Origin of the sequence: Streptomyces sp. WM6378 (assembly GCF_001279695.1) — a bacterium.
Taxonomy (GTDB): Bacteria; Actinomycetota; Actinomycetes; order Streptomycetales; family Streptomycetaceae; genus Streptomyces.
Genome location: NZ_LGDD01000339.1, coordinates 42770 through 60160, shown reverse-complemented (window position 1 = coordinate 60160; position 17391 = coordinate 42770). Strand labels below are relative to the sequence as shown.

Here is a 17391-nt window from a genome sequence, read left to right as displayed (position 1 = left end):
GGGACTCTCGGCCGCGCTCAGGCGCCCAAATGGCGGGCGAGGAAGGCGACGCTCTCCGTGACGATCGGCGTCACGTCGGGGGCGCCGAGGAAGATGTGGTCCGCGCCGTCCACCGGCTGGAGCGTGACGTCGCCGCCGGCCCGTTCGAGCGCCTCGGCGAGGATCTCGCTCTGGCTGTACGGCACGAGGCCGTCCCGCGTTCCGTGGATCAGGAGGAACGGCGGCGGCGTCGCGGGGCCCGCGTAGGTCACGGGGCTGGCGGCGCGGGCCAGCTCGGGGTGCTGTTCGGGCGGGCCGCCCAGGAGCGCGCTGAACGGGTTGGGGTACTCGGTGCCGGGCGGGGAGGGCGGCAGGGGATGTGCGAGCAGCGAGCCGATCTCGGACACCCCGTACCAGTCGACCACGGCCAGCACTCCGCTGTCCTCGTCGCGCACCCCTTCGGCCCCCTCCAGCGCACCGCCGTCGCCGCTGTCCGGGCGGGCGAGCCCGGCGAGGGCGGCCAGATGCCCTCCGGCCGACTCGCCCCAGACGCCGATGCGGTCCTTGTCGATGCCGAAGGCGTCGGCGAAGCGCCGCACGTACCGGATGGCGGCCTTCACGTCGTGCAGTTGTGCCGGGAACGGGGCTTCCAGGCTGTGCCGGTAGTCGATGCTGACGAGGGCGAGGCCCGCCCGCAGTACTGCGCCGTGCAGCAGCTCGACGGGCACGGTCGGCGGCGGGTAGCGGCGGTCGCCCTCCAGCCAGCCGCCGCCGTGGATCCACACCACCGCCGGGACCGGGCCGTCGCCGGGCGGTACGTGCACGTCGAGCAGCCGGGGCCGGTAGCCGGGGGTGGTCGCATACGTCACGCCGCCGAAGCCGCGCACCCCGTCCTGCCCGACCCGGGGCGGGGCGGGGGCGCGAAAGGGGGGCGGCGGCCATTCGAGACCGGGCCCGGCCGCCGGGTCGGCCGGGGGCTGCTGGGCCACTGCCGGGGATTGCGTCATGTGTCCGCCTCTTTCTGCTGGGTGTGGGGCCGGTGGGCGACGTGGCGCACAGGCGTCGTGCCAGGTGGTCACGTCGGCGCGGGCGCCGGGCCGAGACTCCTCGGCCTTCGGACCGCGCTTCGAGCTCATGCGACGTATGTCCGAAATGCCTTGCCAGGATCGAATGAAACCTCTAGGCTGTTACACGTGTAACGAAACGCCTTGCGACGCATTATGCATCAACTCCAGGGAAACCCCAAGGACCCGATCGCGGCAGTTACACGAGTGAACAGCGGGTGTCATCACCCTCCTCGTAGGGGAGTTCGCCATGCTCAACGCCATCCCCGTTCCCATACCCGCCCGGCGTGTGAGTGTCCCGCGGTCCTCGTCGCCGGGCTGTCGCCGCGCCCGCTGGGCGGCGCGACCGACGGTCGCCGTCGTCCCGAGACTCCGCGTGTCGGTCCGTGCCGTCCTCGACGACTGGCGCGTCGCGCCGGACCGCGGGGAACTCGGGATTCACGTCCCCGCTGTGTGACTTCTCGGTGCCGGGTCCCCGGTCGCCGGATTCTGTGTGACGCACCGTCAGTAAAAATCTCTATCGCGAAAGATTGACGGTCGCCATTGCGGCGCCATACTGGCTCCACTCCCTCTGCTGCCCCCGAGATTGAGGTGCGCCCCATGGAGCTCTCCCCGTCCGCCCATGTGGACACGTTCTGCCGCGACCGGCTCCCCGCCTTCCACCTCTGGCCCCAACTGCACTACGACCTGCCGGAGTTGACGTATCCGGACCGCCTCAACTGTGCCCAGCGTCTACTCGACGATGCCGTCGGACGCTGGGGTGCCGACCGGCCGTGCCTGCTGACGCCCACCGGCCGCTGGAGCTACGGCGACCTCCTGCGGCGCGCCAATCAAGTGGCACGGGTCCTCGTCGAGGACTTCGGGCTGCGCCCCGGAAACCGAGTCCTGCTGCGCGGCCCCAACAACCCGTGGCTCGTGGCGGCCTGGTTCGGGGTGCTCAAGGCGGGTGGTGTCGCCGTCACGACGATGCCGCTGCTGCGCGCCGCCGAACTCGCCCAACTGCACGACATCAGCCGCCCCGCCGTCGCCCTGTGCGACCACCGCTACGTCGGCGAACTGGGCGCCGCGGACACGCCGGGCCTGCCCGTTCTCGCCTACGGCGGAGACAACGATGACGACTTGGTGCGGCGCTGCGAGACCAAAGCGGGCACCTTCTCGAACGCCGTCACCGCCGCCGACGACGTCGCCCTGATCGCCTTCACGTCCGGCACGACGGGACGGCCCAAGGCGACCCTGCACTTCCACCGCGACGTACTCGCCAATGCCGACACCTTCTCGCGGCACGTCCTGAAACCACGTCAGGACGATGTGTTCACCGGGACACCGCCGCTGGCCTTCACCTTCGGGCTCGGCGGTCTGGTGGTCTTCCCGCTCCATGTGGGGGCGGCGACGCTGCTGATCGAGCAGGCCTCGCCGGAACGGCTTGCCGACCTCGTCGCGGAGCACGGCGTCACCGTGCTGTTCACCGCACCCACCGCCTACCGGGCGATGCTGGCGGCCGGTGTGGCCGACCGCCTGGCGGGCCTGCGACGGTGTGTATCGGCCGGAGAGGCCATGCCCGCCCAGGTGTGGGAGGAGTTCCGCGCCGCGACGGGCGTACGCGTCATCGACGGCATCGGTGCCACCGAGATGCTCCATGTGTTCATCTCGGCGGCGGACGACGCCATCCGGCCCGGCGCCACCGGCAAGCCGGTCCCCGGCTACCGGGCGAGAATCGTCGACGAGGCGGGCGATCCCGTGCCCGACGGGGAGCCCGGCCTCCTCGCGGTCACCGGCCCCACCGGCTGCCGCTACCTCGACGACCCGCGCCAGACCGCGTACGTCAGGAACGGCTGGAACATCACGGGCGACACCTACGTGCGGGACCGGGACGGCTACTTCTGGTACGTGGCCCGCAGCGACGACATGATCGTCACCTCCGGCTACAACGTCGCCGGTCCCGAAGTCGAGAAGGCGCTCGTCACGCACCCCTACGTCCTGGAGTGCGGCGTCGTCGGAGCGCCCGACGACAGGCGCGGAATGATCGTCAAGGCGTACGTGGTCCTGCGTGCGGGTGTCGCCCCCGACGAGGTCGCCGTCAAGGAACTCCAGAACCACGTCAAGCAGACCATCGCGCCCTACAAGTACCCGCGCGCCGTCGAGTTCGTCGCCGAACTCCCGCGCACCAGCAACGGAAAGCTCCGGCGCGGCGCCCTGCGCGAGCGGGCCGCGCGCGCTGCCGGCTAGGGCGCGCTCGCCACCACACCGCCACCTCCCGGCCCGAGTGCCGCATGTCCCGACGAAAGGCACCCTGATGCACACCCCATCGGACGACGGCTGCGCCGCCGGAATCCCGCAAGCCCAAGAGACGAATCTGCCCAGCGTCGTCATCGAGCGGCGCGTCGAATGGCCCGACACCGATGCCGCCGGCCACTACCACCACTCCACCGTCGTGCGCTGGGTCGAGGCGGCCGAGGCCGTCCTGCTGCGGCGCCTGGGTCTGGCCCACCTCTTCGGGAGCACGCCGCGCGTCCACTTCGAGGCCGACTATCGAGCCCGGCTGTGGTTCGGGGACCTCGTCCGCATCGAGCTGCGCGTCGACCGGGTCGGCACCGCCTCCCTGCGGTACGCCTTCACGGTCCGCGGCCACGGGCAGGAGGCCGCAGCCACGGGTTGCATGGCGATCGCCCACTCGGCCGCGCGGGCGAGCGGATCCACGCCCTGGCCGGACGAAGTGCGCGAACTCCTGGTCAAGGCCGGTCCCCAGGCACCCGAACTCCTCGCCTGAGATGGGTGGTTCATGCGAGCCTCGCGATATTATGCAGTTTTCTTGACGATCGCAGGAATGACGCCATACGTTGTTTCTGGAACCACGAGGAGGACGCCGTGCGTGTAGCGGTCATCGGTGGAGGGCCCGGCGGGCTGTACTTCGCGGCCCTGGCCAAGCAGCTCTCGCCGAGCTGGGAGATAACGGTCTGGGAGCGCAACGCCGCCGACGACACCTTCGGATTCGGCGTGGTGTTCTCCGACGAGACCCTCGACGGCATCGCGCAGGCCGACCCGGAGATCTTCGCGGCGATGTCCGCGGAGTTCGCCCGCTGGAGCGACGTCGACGTCCGCTACCGGGGCCAGGTGCTCACCTCCGGCGGCCACGGCTTCGCGGCCCTGGGGCGCAAGCGCCTGCTGCGGATCCTGCAGGAACGGTGCGCCGCACTTCAGGTGGACGTCCGGTACCGCACCCAGGCCCCGCCCGCCGGCCAACTGGCCGCCGAATACGACCTGGTGGTGGCGAGCGACGGCGTGCGGTCGGCGACGCGCGCGGCTTACGCGGACACCTTCACCGCGGACCTCGACGAGCGGCACTGCCGTTACATGTGGCTGGCCACGGACAAGGTCTTCGAGGCCTTCACCTTCATCGTCGCCGAAGGCGACTTCGGGACGCTCCAGGTCCACGCCTACCCGTTCGACGCCACGCGCAGCACGTTCATCGTAGAGATGGACGAGGACGCCTGGCGGCGCGCGGGATTCGAGGAGTTCGCCGACCGTGACTTTCCGCCCGGAACCAGCGACGACGCCAGCATCCGCCGGTGCGAGGAGCTGCTCGCCGGCCATCTCGACGGCCACCGGCTGATCCCCAACGGCTCCAAGTGGATCCGGTTCACCACGGTCCGCAACGCGACATGGCGCCACGACAACGTGGTGCTGCTCGGGGACGCCGCCCACACCGCCCACTTCTCCATAGGCTCCGGCACCAAGCTCGCGATGGAGGACGCACTGGCCCTCGCGGCCTGCCTCCACGAGCACCCCGATGTGCCCGCCGCGCTCGCCGCGTACGAGGCCGAACGCAAGCCGGTAGTGGAGTCCACCCAGCGCGCGGCGCAGGCCAGCCTCGAATGGTTCGAGAACGTCGGCCGCTACACCGGGCAGGAGACCCCGCAGTTCGCCTTCAACCTGCTGACCCGCAGCCGCCGCGTCACGTACGACAACCTGCGCGTCCGTGACCGGCGGTTCACCGACGCCGTGGCTGGGTGGCACGCCGCCGAAGGGGTGGGCGACGCCGCCACGCCACCGATGTTCAGGCCCTCCCGCCTCGGCGGCCTGCGGCTGCGCAACCGCGTCGTCGTCCCTCCCACCGCCCTGTACGCCGCCGTGGACGGCGTGCCCGGCGACTTCGACCTCCTGCACCTGAGCACCCAGGCGCTCGGCGGCTCGGCACTGGTCATCGCGGGCATGACGGCCGTCAGTGCCGACGGCCGGGCCACCCTCGGCTGCCCAGGCCTCTACACCGACGAACAGGAAGCGGCCTGGCGGCGGATCACCGACTTCGTCCGCCGGCAGTCGGACACCTGCCTGGGCGTCCAGCTCACCCACGCGGGGCGCCGCGCCGCCACCAGCCCCCCGCGCGCGGACGGGACGTCCGTCCCGCTCGGCGAAGGTGAAGGTGAAGGCGAAAGCGGATGGCCGCTGATCGCTGCCTCCCCGCTCGCCTGGGACGCGGCGAGCACCACCCCGCGCGAAGCGACCCGCGAGGACATGGACACCGTCGTCCAGGACTTCGTCGAGGCGGCCCGCCGGGCCGACCGCGCGGGATTCGACGCCCTTCAACTCCAGTACGGCCACGGCCAGTTGATGTCAGGATTCCTGTCGCCACTGACCAATCTCCGCACCGACGGGTACGGAGGCGAACTGGCCGGGCGGCTGCGCTTCCCCCTCGAAGTGCTGCGGGCGGTCCGTGCGGTGTGGCCCGCCGGCAAGGCGCTGATCGTGCGGATCTCGGCGGCCGACTGGGCCGAGGGAGGCATCGGTGAGGCGGACGTCGTCGAGATGTGCCGCGCGCTGGCGGACGGGGGAGCGGACGCGATCGACGTGTCCACGGGCGAGGTCGTCGCCCACGAGCGGCCAAGGTACGGCCGCAGCTACCAGACGCCCTACGCCGACCTGATCCGCAACGCCACCGGGATCCCCACCATCGCCGTCGGCGCCATCTCCACGTACGACGACGTCAACTCGATCATCCTGGCCGGCCGGGCCGACCTGTGCGCCGTCGGCCGGGCCCAGCTCCACGACCCGCTGTGGACGCTGCACGCCGCCGCGGCGCAGAACTACACCGGACCCGGAGCTCCCTGGCCCGCGCAGTGGAAGGCGGGCAGCGCCCGGCAACCGGGCGCCCGCACCGACCGCGTCCCGCCCCGCCTCCACCTGCTCCGGACGATCGACGCCCCCGTACACCAGCGCTGGCTGCCACGGCTGGCCGCTGCCACGACGGCCCCGTGACATGGAGGAACCCATGGAGAAACCGCCCCGCTTCAAGGCCGCCGCCGCGCAGTCCTCGCCCGTCTTCCTCGATCCGGCGGCCACGGTCGACAAGGCCGTGGCCCTGGTGGCCGAGGCCGCCGCCAACGGCGCCGAACTCGTGGTGTTCCCCGAGGCGTTCGTGCCCGGCTACCCGTACTGGAACTGGACCATGACGCCGGTCCAGGGCTCCCCGTGGTTCGAGCGACTCCGACAGGCGTCCGTCGACATCCCCGGGCCGCATGTGGACGCCCTGCGCGCGGCGGCGCGCCAGTACGGCGTCGTCCTCGTCATCGGGGTCAACGAACGCAGCCCGTACAGCCTCGGCATCCTCTACAACACGATGCTCACCATCGGGCAGGGCGGCGAGCTGCTCGGCGTGCACCGCAAACTCGTCCCCACCTGGGCCGAGAAGCTCACCTGGACCGGCGGGGACGGCAGTTCGCTCAAGGTCCACCAGACTCCCGTCGGGCCGCTGGGCGTCCTTGCCTGCGGCGAGAACACCAACACGCTCGCCCGGTTCACCCTGCTCGCCCAGGGAGAGCTGGTCCACGCGGCGAGTTACATCGCACTGCCCGTCGCCCCCGAGGACTACGACATGGCGGACGCCATCGCCGTACGCACCGCCGCCCACTGCTTCGAGGGCAAGGTGTTCTCCGTGGTGGCCTGTTCCACCATCTCGCCCGAGATCGTGGACACCGTCGCCGGAGACGACCAGGACGTACGGCGCATGCTCGCCCGTCCGCGCAGCGCCCTGTCCGGGATCTTCGGCCCCGACGGCCGGCCCGTCACCGACCCGCTCATCGACGACGAGGGCATCGTCTACGCCGACATCGACCTGGCCAAGTGCGTCCAGCCCAAGCAGATGCACGACATCCTCGGCCACTACAACCGCTTCGACGTGTTCCGGCTGCACGTCGACAACACCCCGCGCACCCCCGTGACGTTCGCGACACCACCCGGGTCCCCCGATGCCGCACCCACCGTCGCGCCCCTGTCCACCGACAGCACCGGCAACCCGCAGGAGGAGCCATGACCACCGAGTACGACGACGGGCGACTGGGCCGGGCACGCGTGTCCGACACCCCTGAACTCACCGCGTATTACGACGAACTCGCCCAGCTGGAGGCGGGGGCCCTGTGGACCGTCGCCAACGACATCGAACCCTGGTACCCCCAGCCGAAGTCCGTGCCCGTCCTGTGGCGTTACCGCGAGATCCGGCCCCTGGTGCGCAAGGCCCTCGACCTGGTCAAGGCCGATGACGCGGGCCGCCGGGTGGTCATGCTCGTCAATCCCGGCCGCAAGGACGTGAGCGCCGCCGTCGGGCTCCTCTACACCGGTCTCCAGATCATGGGGCCCGGCGAGGCCATGACCGCCCACCGCCACCAGGCCGCGGCCCTCCGCTTCGTCCACGAGGGAACCGGCGCCTGGACCATCGTCGACGGACAGAGACTCAAGGTCGGCCCGCGCGACTTCGCCATCACACCCAACGGCACCTGGCACGAACACGGCAACGACTCCGACGAGGCCCCCGTCATCTGGCAGGACGGCCTCGACATCCCCCTCGTCAACGCCCACGACGCGGGTTTCTACGAAGTCCACCCGGACCTGTACCAGCAGCCCGGAAAGGTGATCAACTCCTCCGTGCTCAGCTACGGCGCCAACCTGCTGCCGTACGGCGCCGAGAAGTGGACCCGGCCCTACTCGCCGCTGCTCGCCTACCCGTGGGAGCAGACGTACGAGTCGCTGCGCAACCTCGCCCGGGCGACGGAGGGCTCGCCCCACGACGGAGTGATCGCCGAGTACACCAACCCGGTCACCGGGGGATCCGTCATGCCCACCATGGGCGCCCACATGCAACTGCTCAGGCCCGGCCAGGCCACCCAGGCCCACCGCCACACCGGATCGGTCATCTACACGGCCGCGAAGGGCCACGGGTATTCGGTCATCGCCGGACAACGCCTCACCTGGCAGCAGGGCGACATCTTCTGCGTCCCCTCCTGGGCCTGGCACGAGCACCACAACCTCGACCAGGACGACGACGCCTGCCTGTTCTCCTTCAACGACTTCCCCGTGATGCGCTCCCTCGGCTTCTACCGCGAAGAGGCCTACACCGACAACGGCGGCCACCAGCCCACCGCGTAGACCGCAGGACACCAGACCCGCCTCCGCGCCGCGACCGCCGGCCCTGACACCGGTTACCGGCGCGGAGGCGCCCCCTGGGGGGAGCGGGTCGAACCCGCCCCGCACGACCCGCTCCCGGGCCCTGCCTGAGCCATCAACTCCAGCCATCCATATAGGAGTTCACATGCGACTGGTGACCTACACCGTCGACGACACCTCCGCCCGCCTGGGTGCCCAGCTCGACGACCACGTGATCGACCTCGCCGCACTGGCCGCCCGCCACGGCACCGAACTGCCCCACGACCTGCTGTCCTTCGTCCAGGCAGGGCCTGCCGCCCAGGAGACCGCCCAGCGCCTGCTCGCCGGGGGTGGGACCACCTTGCCGACGGGGATACGACACCGGCTCGGCGACGTCTCGCTGCGCGCCCCGCTGCGCCCGGGGAAGATCATCGGTGTCGGCCTGAACTACGTCGAGCACGTCGAGGAGTCCAGCCGCAGCCTGGACACCGACAAGGAACTGCCGCCGCGCCCGGTGCTGTTCAGCAAGCCCGCCACCGCGGTGACGGGACCCGGGCAGCCCATCCTGCACAACGCCGACCTGACCGCTCAGCTCGACTGGGAGTGCGAACTCGCCGTCGTCATCGGCCGCACCGCGTGCCGCGTCAGTGAACAGGACGCGTACGACCACGTCTTCGGCTACAGCATCGTCAACGACATCAGCGCCCGCGACCAGCGCCGCTCCGGCCAGTGGTTCTTCTCCAAGGGGCAGGACTCCTACGCCCCCTTCGGCCCCGCGGTCGTCACCGCGGACGACATCGCCGACCCGATGACACTCGACCTTTCGCTGCGGGTCAACGGCGTGACGAAGCAGAAGTCCAACACCCGGCACATGCTCTTCCCGATCGCCCGCCTCATCGCCGACATCAGCTCGGGCGTGACCCTGGAGCCCGGCGACGTCATCGCCACCGGGTCACCCTCCGGCGTCGGCGCGGGCATGGTGCCCCCGGAATTCCTCACCCCGGGCGACATCGTCGAAGCCACCGTCGAAGGCATCGGCACCCTCACCAACCCCGTCGTCGACGCCCGCTGAACGCCCACCCAGACCAGGCCCAGGAGCCCCCGTGTCCCACCGCACCTACCGGATCGGGCAGATCGTGCCCAGCTCCAACGTCACGATGGAAACCGAGATACCGGCCATCCTGCGCGCGCGGGAGAGCGTCGCGCCCGAGCGGTTCACCTTCCACTCCAGCCGGATGCGCATGACCCATGTCACCCGCGAACAGCTCAAGGCCATGGACGCCGACTCCGACCGCTGCGCCGTCGAACTCTCCGACGCCCGCGTGGACGTCCTCGGCTACGCCTGCCTCGTGGCCATCATGAGCATGGGTCTCGGCTACCACCGAACGTCCGAGGAGCGCCTGCACACCCGCACGGTCGAGAACAGCGCCGCGGCCCCCGTCGTCACCAGTGCCGGCGCCCTCGTTCACGGCCTGCACACCCTCGGCGCGCGCAAGATCGCGCTCATCGCCCCCTACATGCGGCCGCTGACGCGGACGGTGGTGGAGTACCTGACCCACGAGGGTGTCCAGGTGCTCGACTACGAGGCGCTGGAGATCCCCGACAACCTCGACGTCGCCGCGCACGATCCCGCCCAACTGCCCAGTATTGCCAAGGCACTTCAGTACACCGACGCGGACGCCGTGGTCCTGTCCGCCTGCGTCCAGATGCCCTCCCTCGGCGCCGTCGAGGAAGCCGAGCAACTGCTCGGCAAGCCGGTCGTCTCCGCCGCGATCTGCACCGCGCACCAGATGCTGCGCGCGCTCGGCCTGCCGGCCGTGGCACCCGGTGCCGGCCACCTGCTGTCGGGCGCGTACGCCGAGACGCCGCGGGCCCCGGGCGCGGTGGCCACCGCTGACTGACCGTACGGCTCCGGCCGACCGGCCCGGCGGGCAGGGCCGGTTGCTCGATAGGATCGCCACCGCACACCACGGAAGGCGATCATGTCGGACAGTCTCCTCAGGCCCAGCTCGTTGATCAACACGGTCTACGGGGCGTTTCTGCGCCGGCTCGGCGGATGGATCTCCATCGCCGACCTGATCGTTCTGATGGGCGAGCTCGACGTGGAGGGCCCGGCCGTGCGCTCGGCGATCTCCCGCCTGAAGAAGCGGGGCATCCTCGAACCCGAACGGCGGGGCGTCAACGGCTACCGGCTCAGCCCCGCCGTGCACGAGGTCTTCGACGAGGGCGACCGTCGCATCTTCGGCAGCCTGGAACCGGCGGACCTGGCCGACGGCTGGGTGATGGCAGTCTTCTCGGTACCGGAGTCCGAGCGTGCGTACCGCTACCAGCTCCGCACCCGTCTGACATGGCTCGGGTTCGGGAACATGGCTCCCGGGGTGTGGCTGGCTCCCGGGCGCCTCCTCGACGACGCCCGCGGCGCGCTGGTCCGGCTCGGACTGAGCGAGTACGCGCACCTCTTCACCTCGCAGTACGCGGCCTTCAGCGACCTGCGTGCGTCGGTGAGCTCCTGGTGGGACTTCCCGGCGATCCAGGCCCAGTACGCCGCGTTCACCGACACCTACGGGCCGGTGGCGCAGCGCCTGGCCCAAGAGGAAGACCTCGATGACACGGAGGCCTTCCGTCACTACGTCCCGCTGCTGACCCAGTGGCGCCGCCTCCCGTACCTGGACCCGGGGCTGCCGAAGGAGCTCCTGCCCGACGACTGGAACGCGATCGCCGCACGTCAGCTCTTCCAGCAGCTGCGCGCCGCCCTCGCCGGACCGAGCCTGCGCCATGTGCGGACGGTGACCGGCCTCGACGAGCCGCCGGCCATGGACGGCACACCCTAAGGAACTGCTTCCTGAATCGCGCAACGGCCCCGGTGTCCCGCCACCGGGACTTGTCCGCTGTCCGCCGCCCGACACTGTACGAAGGCAAGAGAATGACGACACGTGCCCAGCCGGTCGACCACGAACTCATCGAGGCCGCGGCCCACGTCGCGCGTACTCGGTGCCGCGGCGACAACCACACCATGGCGGCCGCGGCCCGTGCCCGGGACGGCCGGATCGTCACGGCGGTGAACGCCTACCACTTCACCGGCGGCCCCTGCGCCGAGCTGGTCGTCATCGGCACGGCGGCCGCCCAGGGCGCGTACGAGCTGGACACGATCGTCGCCGTGGGGGACCGAGACCGGGGGGTCGTTTCCCCCTGCGGCCGGTGCCGCCAAGTCCTGCTCGACTACTTTCCGGCCCTGAAGGTCATCGTGGGCTCGGGCGATCAGCTTCGAACCGTCTCCATCACCGACCTGCTCCCGGAGAGCTACGTCTGGGCCGACCACCAACTGGACGCCGGGCCGGCCACTCCGCTCAGCGCGAGCTGACGCCGGCAACGGTCGTGCGCAGGGTCTCGGTCCACCAGTCGAGCATGCGGTCGCGCGCGGCCGCGTCAAGGCCCGCGCTTCGGCGGAATTCGCTGCCGAACAGGGGTTCCGTCGCAACGGCCTGATGCAGCGCGGCCACCGTCAGTTGGATCGCCTCACGGGTGGGCGGGGTCCGGCCGGTGGCCGCGCAGTCGGCCAGCGCCTGTGTGTGCAGGCGGTCCACGATCTCGTCGAGCATGCCGCTTCCGGTGTCTCGCCAGCCCGACTGATGCAGCGCGAGGGCCAGTTCGGCGTAGCCGTCGGCGTAGAGCGCGGCCAGCACGCGGACGAGTTCAGCAGGGTCGGGCGGACCTTCGGTCAACTTGCCCAGGGCGGCGTGCAGTTGGGCCTTGAGCTTGGCCCCGCCGAAGCGCAGGAGCGCCGACAGCAACTGTTGGCGGGTGCCGAAGTGGTGGTTGACCGCGGCATCGGACACCCCGATCTCGGCGGCCACGGCCCGCACTTGCACGGCCGCGGGACCGCCCGCGGCGAGCAGTTCGCCCGCGGCTTCCAGGATCAGTCGCTTGGCCTCATCGGGTGTGCGTCGCATGCGGTTAGCCACGCCCCAACCTTACCTTGACCCATCAAGGCAGGAGGCTTACCTTGGAGAGCCAAGGTAAGAGGGTGGGTGTCGCGATGGACGGGCAGAGCACGGCCTTGTCGATGACCGAGCTGGCGGTGTCCCTGGGGGTCCGGATCCACGATCCGGCACCGCCGTCCGAGATCTTCCACTCCCGCGCGGGCTGCCGGTTGCACGGATTCGACTGGGGCGGAACGGGACCCGCGGTGATCCTCTTGCACGGCGGTGGACTGAGCGCGCACACCTGGGACTTCGTCTGCCTCGGCCTGCGCGGCGTCGCGCGGCTCGTCGCACTGGATCTGCGCGGCCACGGCGACAGCGACTGGTCCGACGACTACCGGATCGCCGCGATGGCCGAGGACGTCGTCGCCGCGGCCGACCACCTCGGCTTCGGCCGGGTGCGACTGGTTGGTATGTCGCTCGGAGGCGTGGTCGCCGCCCATGTCGCCGACGCGTATCCCGGTCGCGTCGAGCGGCTGGCGCTGATCGACGTCGCACCCGGCGTCGACTTCGAGAGCACCGGAAGGATGCGGGCCTTCATGACCGGACTCGGCCCGGTCACCGAACTCGACGCGGTCGTGGATGCCGCGATGCGGGTCAATCCCCGGGCCGATCGCGCGGGCGTCGCCTATCGCATGAACACCCTGTTCCGCCGTGTGCCCAACGGCGATTGGGTGCCGAAGGGCGAGCCGCGACCGCCCGACTTCCCCGCGATCCTCGCCGCCATCGACCGCCTCGCCACGCACCTCACGGGCCTTCCGGTACTGCTCGTACGCGGCGGGCGAAGCAGGGTGCTGCCGCAGTCCACCGCCGAACGCCTGGTGGGACGCATTCCCGACGGCGAACTCGTGGTGGTGCCGGACGCGGGACACAACGTGCAGGAGGACAATCCGGCGGCGCTGATCACCGCGCTGCGAGCCTTCCTGACAGGCTGACGCCGCAGGGCTCGCGCCGCTTGAGAGCGTCGCACGCCCGCCCCCGCGAGGCTACGGATGTGGCCCGGAGCGCACGTGCGCACGCACCCCTTGCAGGCCGAACAGGATGAGGAGCTCGACCGCGGCGCCGTCCGCGCTGCCCAGCCAGTGCGGCATGGACGTGTCGAACTCGGCTGCCTCACCCGGCGCCAACGTCAGGTCGCGCTCACCCAGTACGAGCCGTAGCCGCCCATTGAGCACGTACAGCCACTCGAAGCCTTCGTGCGTCTGCGGGGTAGGTGCCAGCGGCTCCGGCCGAGCCGGGATGATCATCTTGAACGCGTGCACCCCGCCCGGCCGTCGGGACAACGGAACGAAGACCGACCCGAACCGCTGGACCGGCTTCAGGTGAATGCGGGGGTCGCCCGTGCGCGGGGCACCGACGAGGTCGTCCAGCGGAACGTCGTAGATCCGGGCCAGCGGCAGCAGCAACTCCAAGGTCGCCCGGCGCTGCCCGCTCTCCAGGGTCACCGGCCTGCCGCCGGGCGACGCGCTGGACCTCGGCTGCGGCAACGGCGGCGACGCATTGTGGCTCGCCCGGCGGGGGTGGCACGTCACCGCCGTCGACATCTCGGCCGTGGCGGTCGAGCGGCTCGCCGGGCTTGCCCGTTCACACGGCCTGGGCGACCGGCTCACCTCCGTACAACATGACCTGGCCGTACAGCATGACCTGCACGGCTCCTTCCCGCAGGGCGAGTTCGACCTGATCTGTGCCCACTACCTGCACACCCCCTTCGACCTGGACAGGGCAACCGTCCTGCGCAGGGCCGCGCACGCGCTGCGTGTGGGCGGGCAGTTGCTGGTCGTCGACCATGGCTCGACCGCGCCGTGGTCGTGGAACCAGGATCCCGACGTCCACTACCCGACCCCGGTGGAGGTTGCCGCGGGCACCGATCTGGACCCGGCGACGTGGACGGTCGAGCGGGCCGAGTCACCCCGCCGGATCGCCACCGGACCGGACGGGCGGACCGCCGAGGTCACTGACCATGTCCTGCTCATCCGCCGAGGCCGGCGCTGAACTGACCGACGGCTCGACCCGGTCGCTGATGCTCAAGTCCTTTGTCGGCTGGGGATGTTGGTGGCTGGCCTCGGCCCTTACGGGGTGTAGACGGCGCCGCTTCCGTACAACTGCTGGGTGAAGCTCGAAATGTAGGTGTGTCGGTCGGAGCCGTCCAGGTTGTAGGTGAGGTACACGCCGTAGCCTTCGCTGACCGTTCGCTGGGCGAGGCTCGCCGCGGTGCTCGTGGGCGTCGCTGTGATGTCGATGGCGGCGGGCGACAGGGCCGACTTGGGCAGGGCGATGCCCGGGACGCCCCAGGTGCCGTAGTACGGGTTCCAGGCGTAGTTGAACTTCGACGAGATGTTCACGCCGCCGTAGGACAGTCGCGACGCCGCGGGGCCGATGTTGTACAGGGAGATGAGTTTGCCGGGCATGCTGTCGCGCAACGCGGAGACCAGGTAGACGAACGAGCTGCTGTTGGGCTGGCCGGTGCCGTTGTTGCCGTACTCGGCGTACTCGTCGTCGAAGTCGATGCCGTCAAGGCCGTACTTGGTGACGGCGTCGGACAGTTGCTTGGCGAACGCCGTGGCCGCCGTCTTGGAGGGGAAGTTGGCGAAGCCCGCACCTTGATGGTTTCCGAGTACGGACAGCATGACCTTGATGCCCTTGGCCTGCAGCGGGCGGATCTGGGTCTGCGCGTTGTCGAGGACGCGCTGCACGTTGTCGTTGAAGTACAGGTACGCCGACTTCTTCGTGGTGTCGTAGTTGATGTTGGCCGCGAAGATGACGGCGATGTCGAATACGTTGCCGCCGCCGTTGGCCAGCGTGTACTTGCCGGCGTTGAGCATGCTGTTGCTGTTCACCTCGATGTAGGCCACCGAGGTCGGCCCCTTCTTGGCGGCCTGCGCGGCCGCGGCTGCGGGAGCGGTCGCAGTCGCGCCGCCCGCCAGGGCCGCTGCCGCCAGGAGCGCGAGTGCGGCCGTCCGCACTCTGCCCCAACCGAATGTGCGCATGTTCATCAGCCTCCTGTCGCGTGGACTCGCCTCATGAATCCGTTCGCAGGAAGAGTGGCAGGCTCATGCCAAACCCGCCAGGGAAAGGCGTGCGGTGACGGTCGGCGCTGCGGGGCGGCGTTCGGTAAGGGGCCGCCTATCGGGTGGTGGTGATGCCCGTCAGGATGAGGTCGATGCCGGCGAGGAACTGCTCGCGGGCGATGGCCCGGATCGCCTCCCGAGGCCGACCCACCGGCCACGTCGGTCATGACGCGGCCGATGACGTCGTCAGTGGCGGCCGCGAGCGGGTCGTTCTTGTTGGCGACATGCCAGTAGGTTGCCCCGGCGCCGGTGGCCAGGCGTGCCGTATCCAGGGGAGCGGGCGACCTGGTGTCGTCCCGGGCGAGTGCCGCCTCCCGCACGTCAGCTTCCGGGCCGGGTACGGGTTCTACTGGAACGCGGGCAGGTTGCGGGCGACCCACTTGCCGAAGGGATTGGCCGGCCGGTGGAGGACCTTCTCCACGTCGGGGCTGATCTCCTGCTCGGCCGGCAGCGGCACGCCGAGGATGTCCAGGGTGCCGTCGATGACCTCCTGCGGCATGAAGCGCGCCATGTGGGCATGGGCGTCCTCGCGGGACAGCTCCACGAAGGTCACCGCCTCGCCCAGTGCCTCGGAGATCACCGCGGCCTGCCGGCGCGGGCTGATGGCCTCGGGGCCGGTCAGCTCGTAGGTAAGGCCGGTGTGGCCGTCTTCGAGCAGGGCGGCCGCAGCGACCGCGGCGATGTCCGCCGGGTCGATGACGGGCAGTGCCACATCACCGAACGGGGCGAAGACCGTCCGCTTCGTACGGACCGGCTCGGCCCAGGCGAAGGCGTTGGAGGCGAAACCGCTCGGGCGCAGGATGGTGAAGTCCAGTGCGGACGCGCGCACGGCAGCCTCGAACTCGCGCAGGCGGGTGTGCGAAAGAGCCTGTGGGCGGGTGGAGTTGATCTGCGAGGACAGTAGGACGACCCGCTCGACCCCGGCTTCCTCGGCTACGTTCAACAAGGCGCCCGGGCTCTCGCCCCGGCTGTTGAGTTCACCGCCAAGGAGCACGAAGAGGGCGTCGGCGCCTTCGAGGGCCGGCCGCATGCTCGCGGAATCCCCGACGTCGGCCCGGACGTGCCGGACCCCGGCCGGAAGCCCCGTCAGCTGTGGACGCCGCGAGACGGCCACGGTTTCCTTCCCCGCCTCGGCCAGCAGCCCCGCCAGTGTCCGCCCTACGTTGCCGGTCGCACCCGTTACCACGATCATTGCGATCCCCAGGAGTTAGTTAGTTGACTGACTTGGTTGGACCGTAGCACGAGCCCGCCGAGGGTTGTCTATAGTTAGTTGGGTGACTGACTCAGCAAAGCCGCGGGTGCGGGCATCCGACAAGCGCCGACGGCTCACGACAGCGGCGGCCCAGGTCCTGCACGAGCAGGGCGTCGAACGCACCACCCTCGCCGACATCGCGCGCGCGGCCGACGTCCCCGTCGGGAACGTCTACTACTACTTCAAGACCAAGGACGAACTGGTCAGGGCCGCACTGTCCGAGCACAGCGCGCACCTGGACGAAGTCGCCGACCGGCTGGGCGAGTTGTCCGACCCGCGCGACCGCCTCAAGGCCTTGGTCGAAGGCTGGGTCGACCGGCGCGATGTCGCCGCCCGCTACGGGTGCCCCACCGGCACCCTGGCCGTAGAACTCGACAAGCGTGCCGACGGGGGCCTCGACGCGGAGGCCGGAGCGGTGATCCGGCGGCTGCTCGACTGGGCCGGGGACCAGTTCCGTCTCATGGGCCTGCCCGACCCGGACGGCCTCGCCGTCACCCTCGTCTCCGGCTATCAAGGCATGTCGCTCCTGGCCAATGCCCTGCGCGACCCGGACATCATGACCCGCGAGGGCGCCCGCCTCGTGGCTTGGCTCGACTCCCTGAAGGCTCCGGCCCACCCGACGCGCTGACCCGGGC

Annotated in this window: 17 protein-coding genes; 12 read left to right on the top strand and 5 right to left on the bottom strand. The window is 70.5% G+C overall.

Features of this window, described 5'->3' with window-relative positions; all coding sequences use genetic code 11:
- Positions 1 to 17: 17 nt before the first annotated feature.
- On the bottom strand, positions 18 to 986 hold the full coding sequence (locus ADK54_RS38265; RefSeq protein WP_053730435.1) for an alpha/beta hydrolase: 969 nt from the start codon (positions 984 to 986) through the stop codon (positions 18 to 20).
- Positions 987 to 1643: 657 nt separating this feature from the next.
- Between ADK54_RS38265 and ADK54_RS38260 the strand changes: the two genes are divergently transcribed.
- From ADK54_RS38260 to ADK54_RS38220, 9 genes are all read left to right on the top strand, one after another.
- Complete coding sequence (locus ADK54_RS38260) at positions 1644 to 3269, top strand: benzoate-CoA ligase family protein (RefSeq protein WP_053730434.1); 1626 nt, start codon at positions 1644 to 1646, stop codon at positions 3267 to 3269.
- 67 nt (positions 3270 to 3336) lie between these two features.
- Positions 3337 to 3810: an acyl-CoA thioesterase gene (locus tag ADK54_RS38255; RefSeq protein ID WP_078966961.1), complete on the top strand. Its 474-nt coding sequence runs from the start codon at positions 3337 to 3339 to the stop codon at positions 3808 to 3810.
- A 98-nt stretch (positions 3811 to 3908) separates the two neighbouring features.
- Positions 3909 to 6296 carry a bifunctional salicylyl-CoA 5-hydroxylase/oxidoreductase gene (locus ADK54_RS38250; RefSeq protein ID WP_053730433.1) on the top strand — a complete coding sequence of 796 codons (2388 nt, stop codon included), beginning with the start codon at positions 3909 to 3911 and terminating at the stop codon, positions 6294 to 6296.
- Positions 6297 to 6309: 13 nt separating this feature from the next.
- Positions 6310 to 7350 carry a carbon-nitrogen hydrolase family protein gene (locus ADK54_RS38245; RefSeq protein WP_053730566.1) on the top strand — a complete coding sequence of 347 codons (1041 nt, stop codon included), beginning with the start codon at positions 6310 to 6312 and terminating at the stop codon, positions 7348 to 7350.
- On the top strand, positions 7347 to 8459 hold the full coding sequence (locus tag ADK54_RS38240; protein ID WP_053730432.1) for a cupin domain-containing protein: 1113 nt from the start codon (positions 7347 to 7349) through the stop codon (positions 8457 to 8459). The genes ADK54_RS38245 and ADK54_RS38240 overlap by 4 nt, the downstream gene beginning before the upstream one ends.
- A 163-nt stretch (positions 8460 to 8622) precedes the next feature.
- Positions 8623 to 9528: a fumarylacetoacetate hydrolase family protein gene (locus ADK54_RS38235; protein ID WP_053730431.1), complete on the top strand. Its 906-nt coding sequence runs from the start codon at positions 8623 to 8625 to the stop codon at positions 9526 to 9528.
- 85 nt (positions 9529 to 9613) lie between these two features.
- Positions 9614 to 10357: an Asp/Glu racemase gene (locus tag ADK54_RS38230; RefSeq protein WP_053730565.1), complete on the top strand. Its 744-nt coding sequence runs from the start codon at positions 9614 to 9616 to the stop codon at positions 10355 to 10357.
- Positions 10358 to 10438: 81 nt separating this feature from the next.
- Positions 10439 to 11287, top strand: coding sequence for a PaaX family transcriptional regulator C-terminal domain-containing protein (locus ADK54_RS38225; protein ID WP_053730430.1), 849 nt, complete (start codon positions 10439 to 10441; stop codon positions 11285 to 11287).
- A 92-nt stretch (positions 11288 to 11379) separates the two neighbouring features.
- Complete coding sequence (locus ADK54_RS38220) at positions 11380 to 11817, top strand: cytidine deaminase (protein ID WP_053730564.1); 438 nt, start codon at positions 11380 to 11382, stop codon at positions 11815 to 11817.
- Here the strand turns inward: ADK54_RS38220 and ADK54_RS38215 are convergent.
- Entirely contained in the window at positions 11804 to 12406 is a 603-nt protein-coding gene (locus ADK54_RS38215; RefSeq protein ID WP_053730429.1) for a TetR/AcrR family transcriptional regulator, read from the bottom strand. The two genes, ADK54_RS38220 and ADK54_RS38215, sit on opposite strands and share 14 nt — an antisense overlap.
- A 53-nt stretch (positions 12407 to 12459) precedes the next feature.
- Between ADK54_RS38215 and ADK54_RS38210 the strand changes: the two genes are divergently transcribed.
- A complete protein-coding gene (locus ADK54_RS38210) occupies positions 12460 to 13371 on the top strand; it encodes an alpha/beta fold hydrolase (protein WP_159048020.1) in 912 nt (303 codons plus the stop codon).
- Between the two features lie 51 nt (positions 13372 to 13422).
- Here ADK54_RS38210 and ADK54_RS38205 read toward each other — a convergent pair whose 3' ends face one another.
- On the bottom strand, positions 13423 to 13923 hold the full coding sequence (locus ADK54_RS38205; protein WP_053730428.1) for a cupin domain-containing protein: 501 nt from the start codon (positions 13921 to 13923) through the stop codon (positions 13423 to 13425).
- On the opposite strand from ADK54_RS38205, the gene ADK54_RS38200 reads away from it, so the two are divergent.
- The gene (locus ADK54_RS38200) at positions 13820 to 14428 is read left to right on the top strand and encodes a class I SAM-dependent methyltransferase (protein ID WP_053730427.1); all 609 of its coding nucleotides are present in this window, start codon (positions 13820 to 13822) and stop codon (positions 14426 to 14428) included. The two genes, ADK54_RS38205 and ADK54_RS38200, sit on opposite strands and share 104 nt — an antisense overlap.
- A 77-nt stretch (positions 14429 to 14505) precedes the next feature.
- Here the strand turns inward: ADK54_RS38200 and ADK54_RS38195 are convergent, their stop codons facing one another.
- The gene (locus ADK54_RS38195; protein WP_053730562.1) at positions 14506 to 15423 is read right to left on the bottom strand and encodes an endo-beta-N-acetylglucosaminidase H; all 918 of its coding nucleotides are present in this window, start codon (positions 15421 to 15423) and stop codon (positions 14506 to 14508) included.
- A gap of 427 nt (positions 15424 to 15850) precedes the next feature.
- Positions 15851 to 16696 (bottom strand): SDR family oxidoreductase, encoded by an 846-nt coding sequence (locus tag ADK54_RS38190; RefSeq protein ID WP_053730426.1) that lies wholly within the window; start codon positions 16694 to 16696, stop codon positions 15851 to 15853.
- An 82-nt stretch (positions 16697 to 16778) separates the two neighbouring features.
- Here ADK54_RS38190 and ADK54_RS38185 point away from each other — a divergent pair, with 82 nt between their 5' ends.
- Positions 16779 to 17384 (top strand): TetR/AcrR family transcriptional regulator, encoded by a 606-nt coding sequence (locus ADK54_RS38185; protein WP_053730425.1) that lies wholly within the window; start codon positions 16779 to 16781, stop codon positions 17382 to 17384.
- The last annotated feature ends 7 nt before the right edge of the window (positions 17385 to 17391 follow it).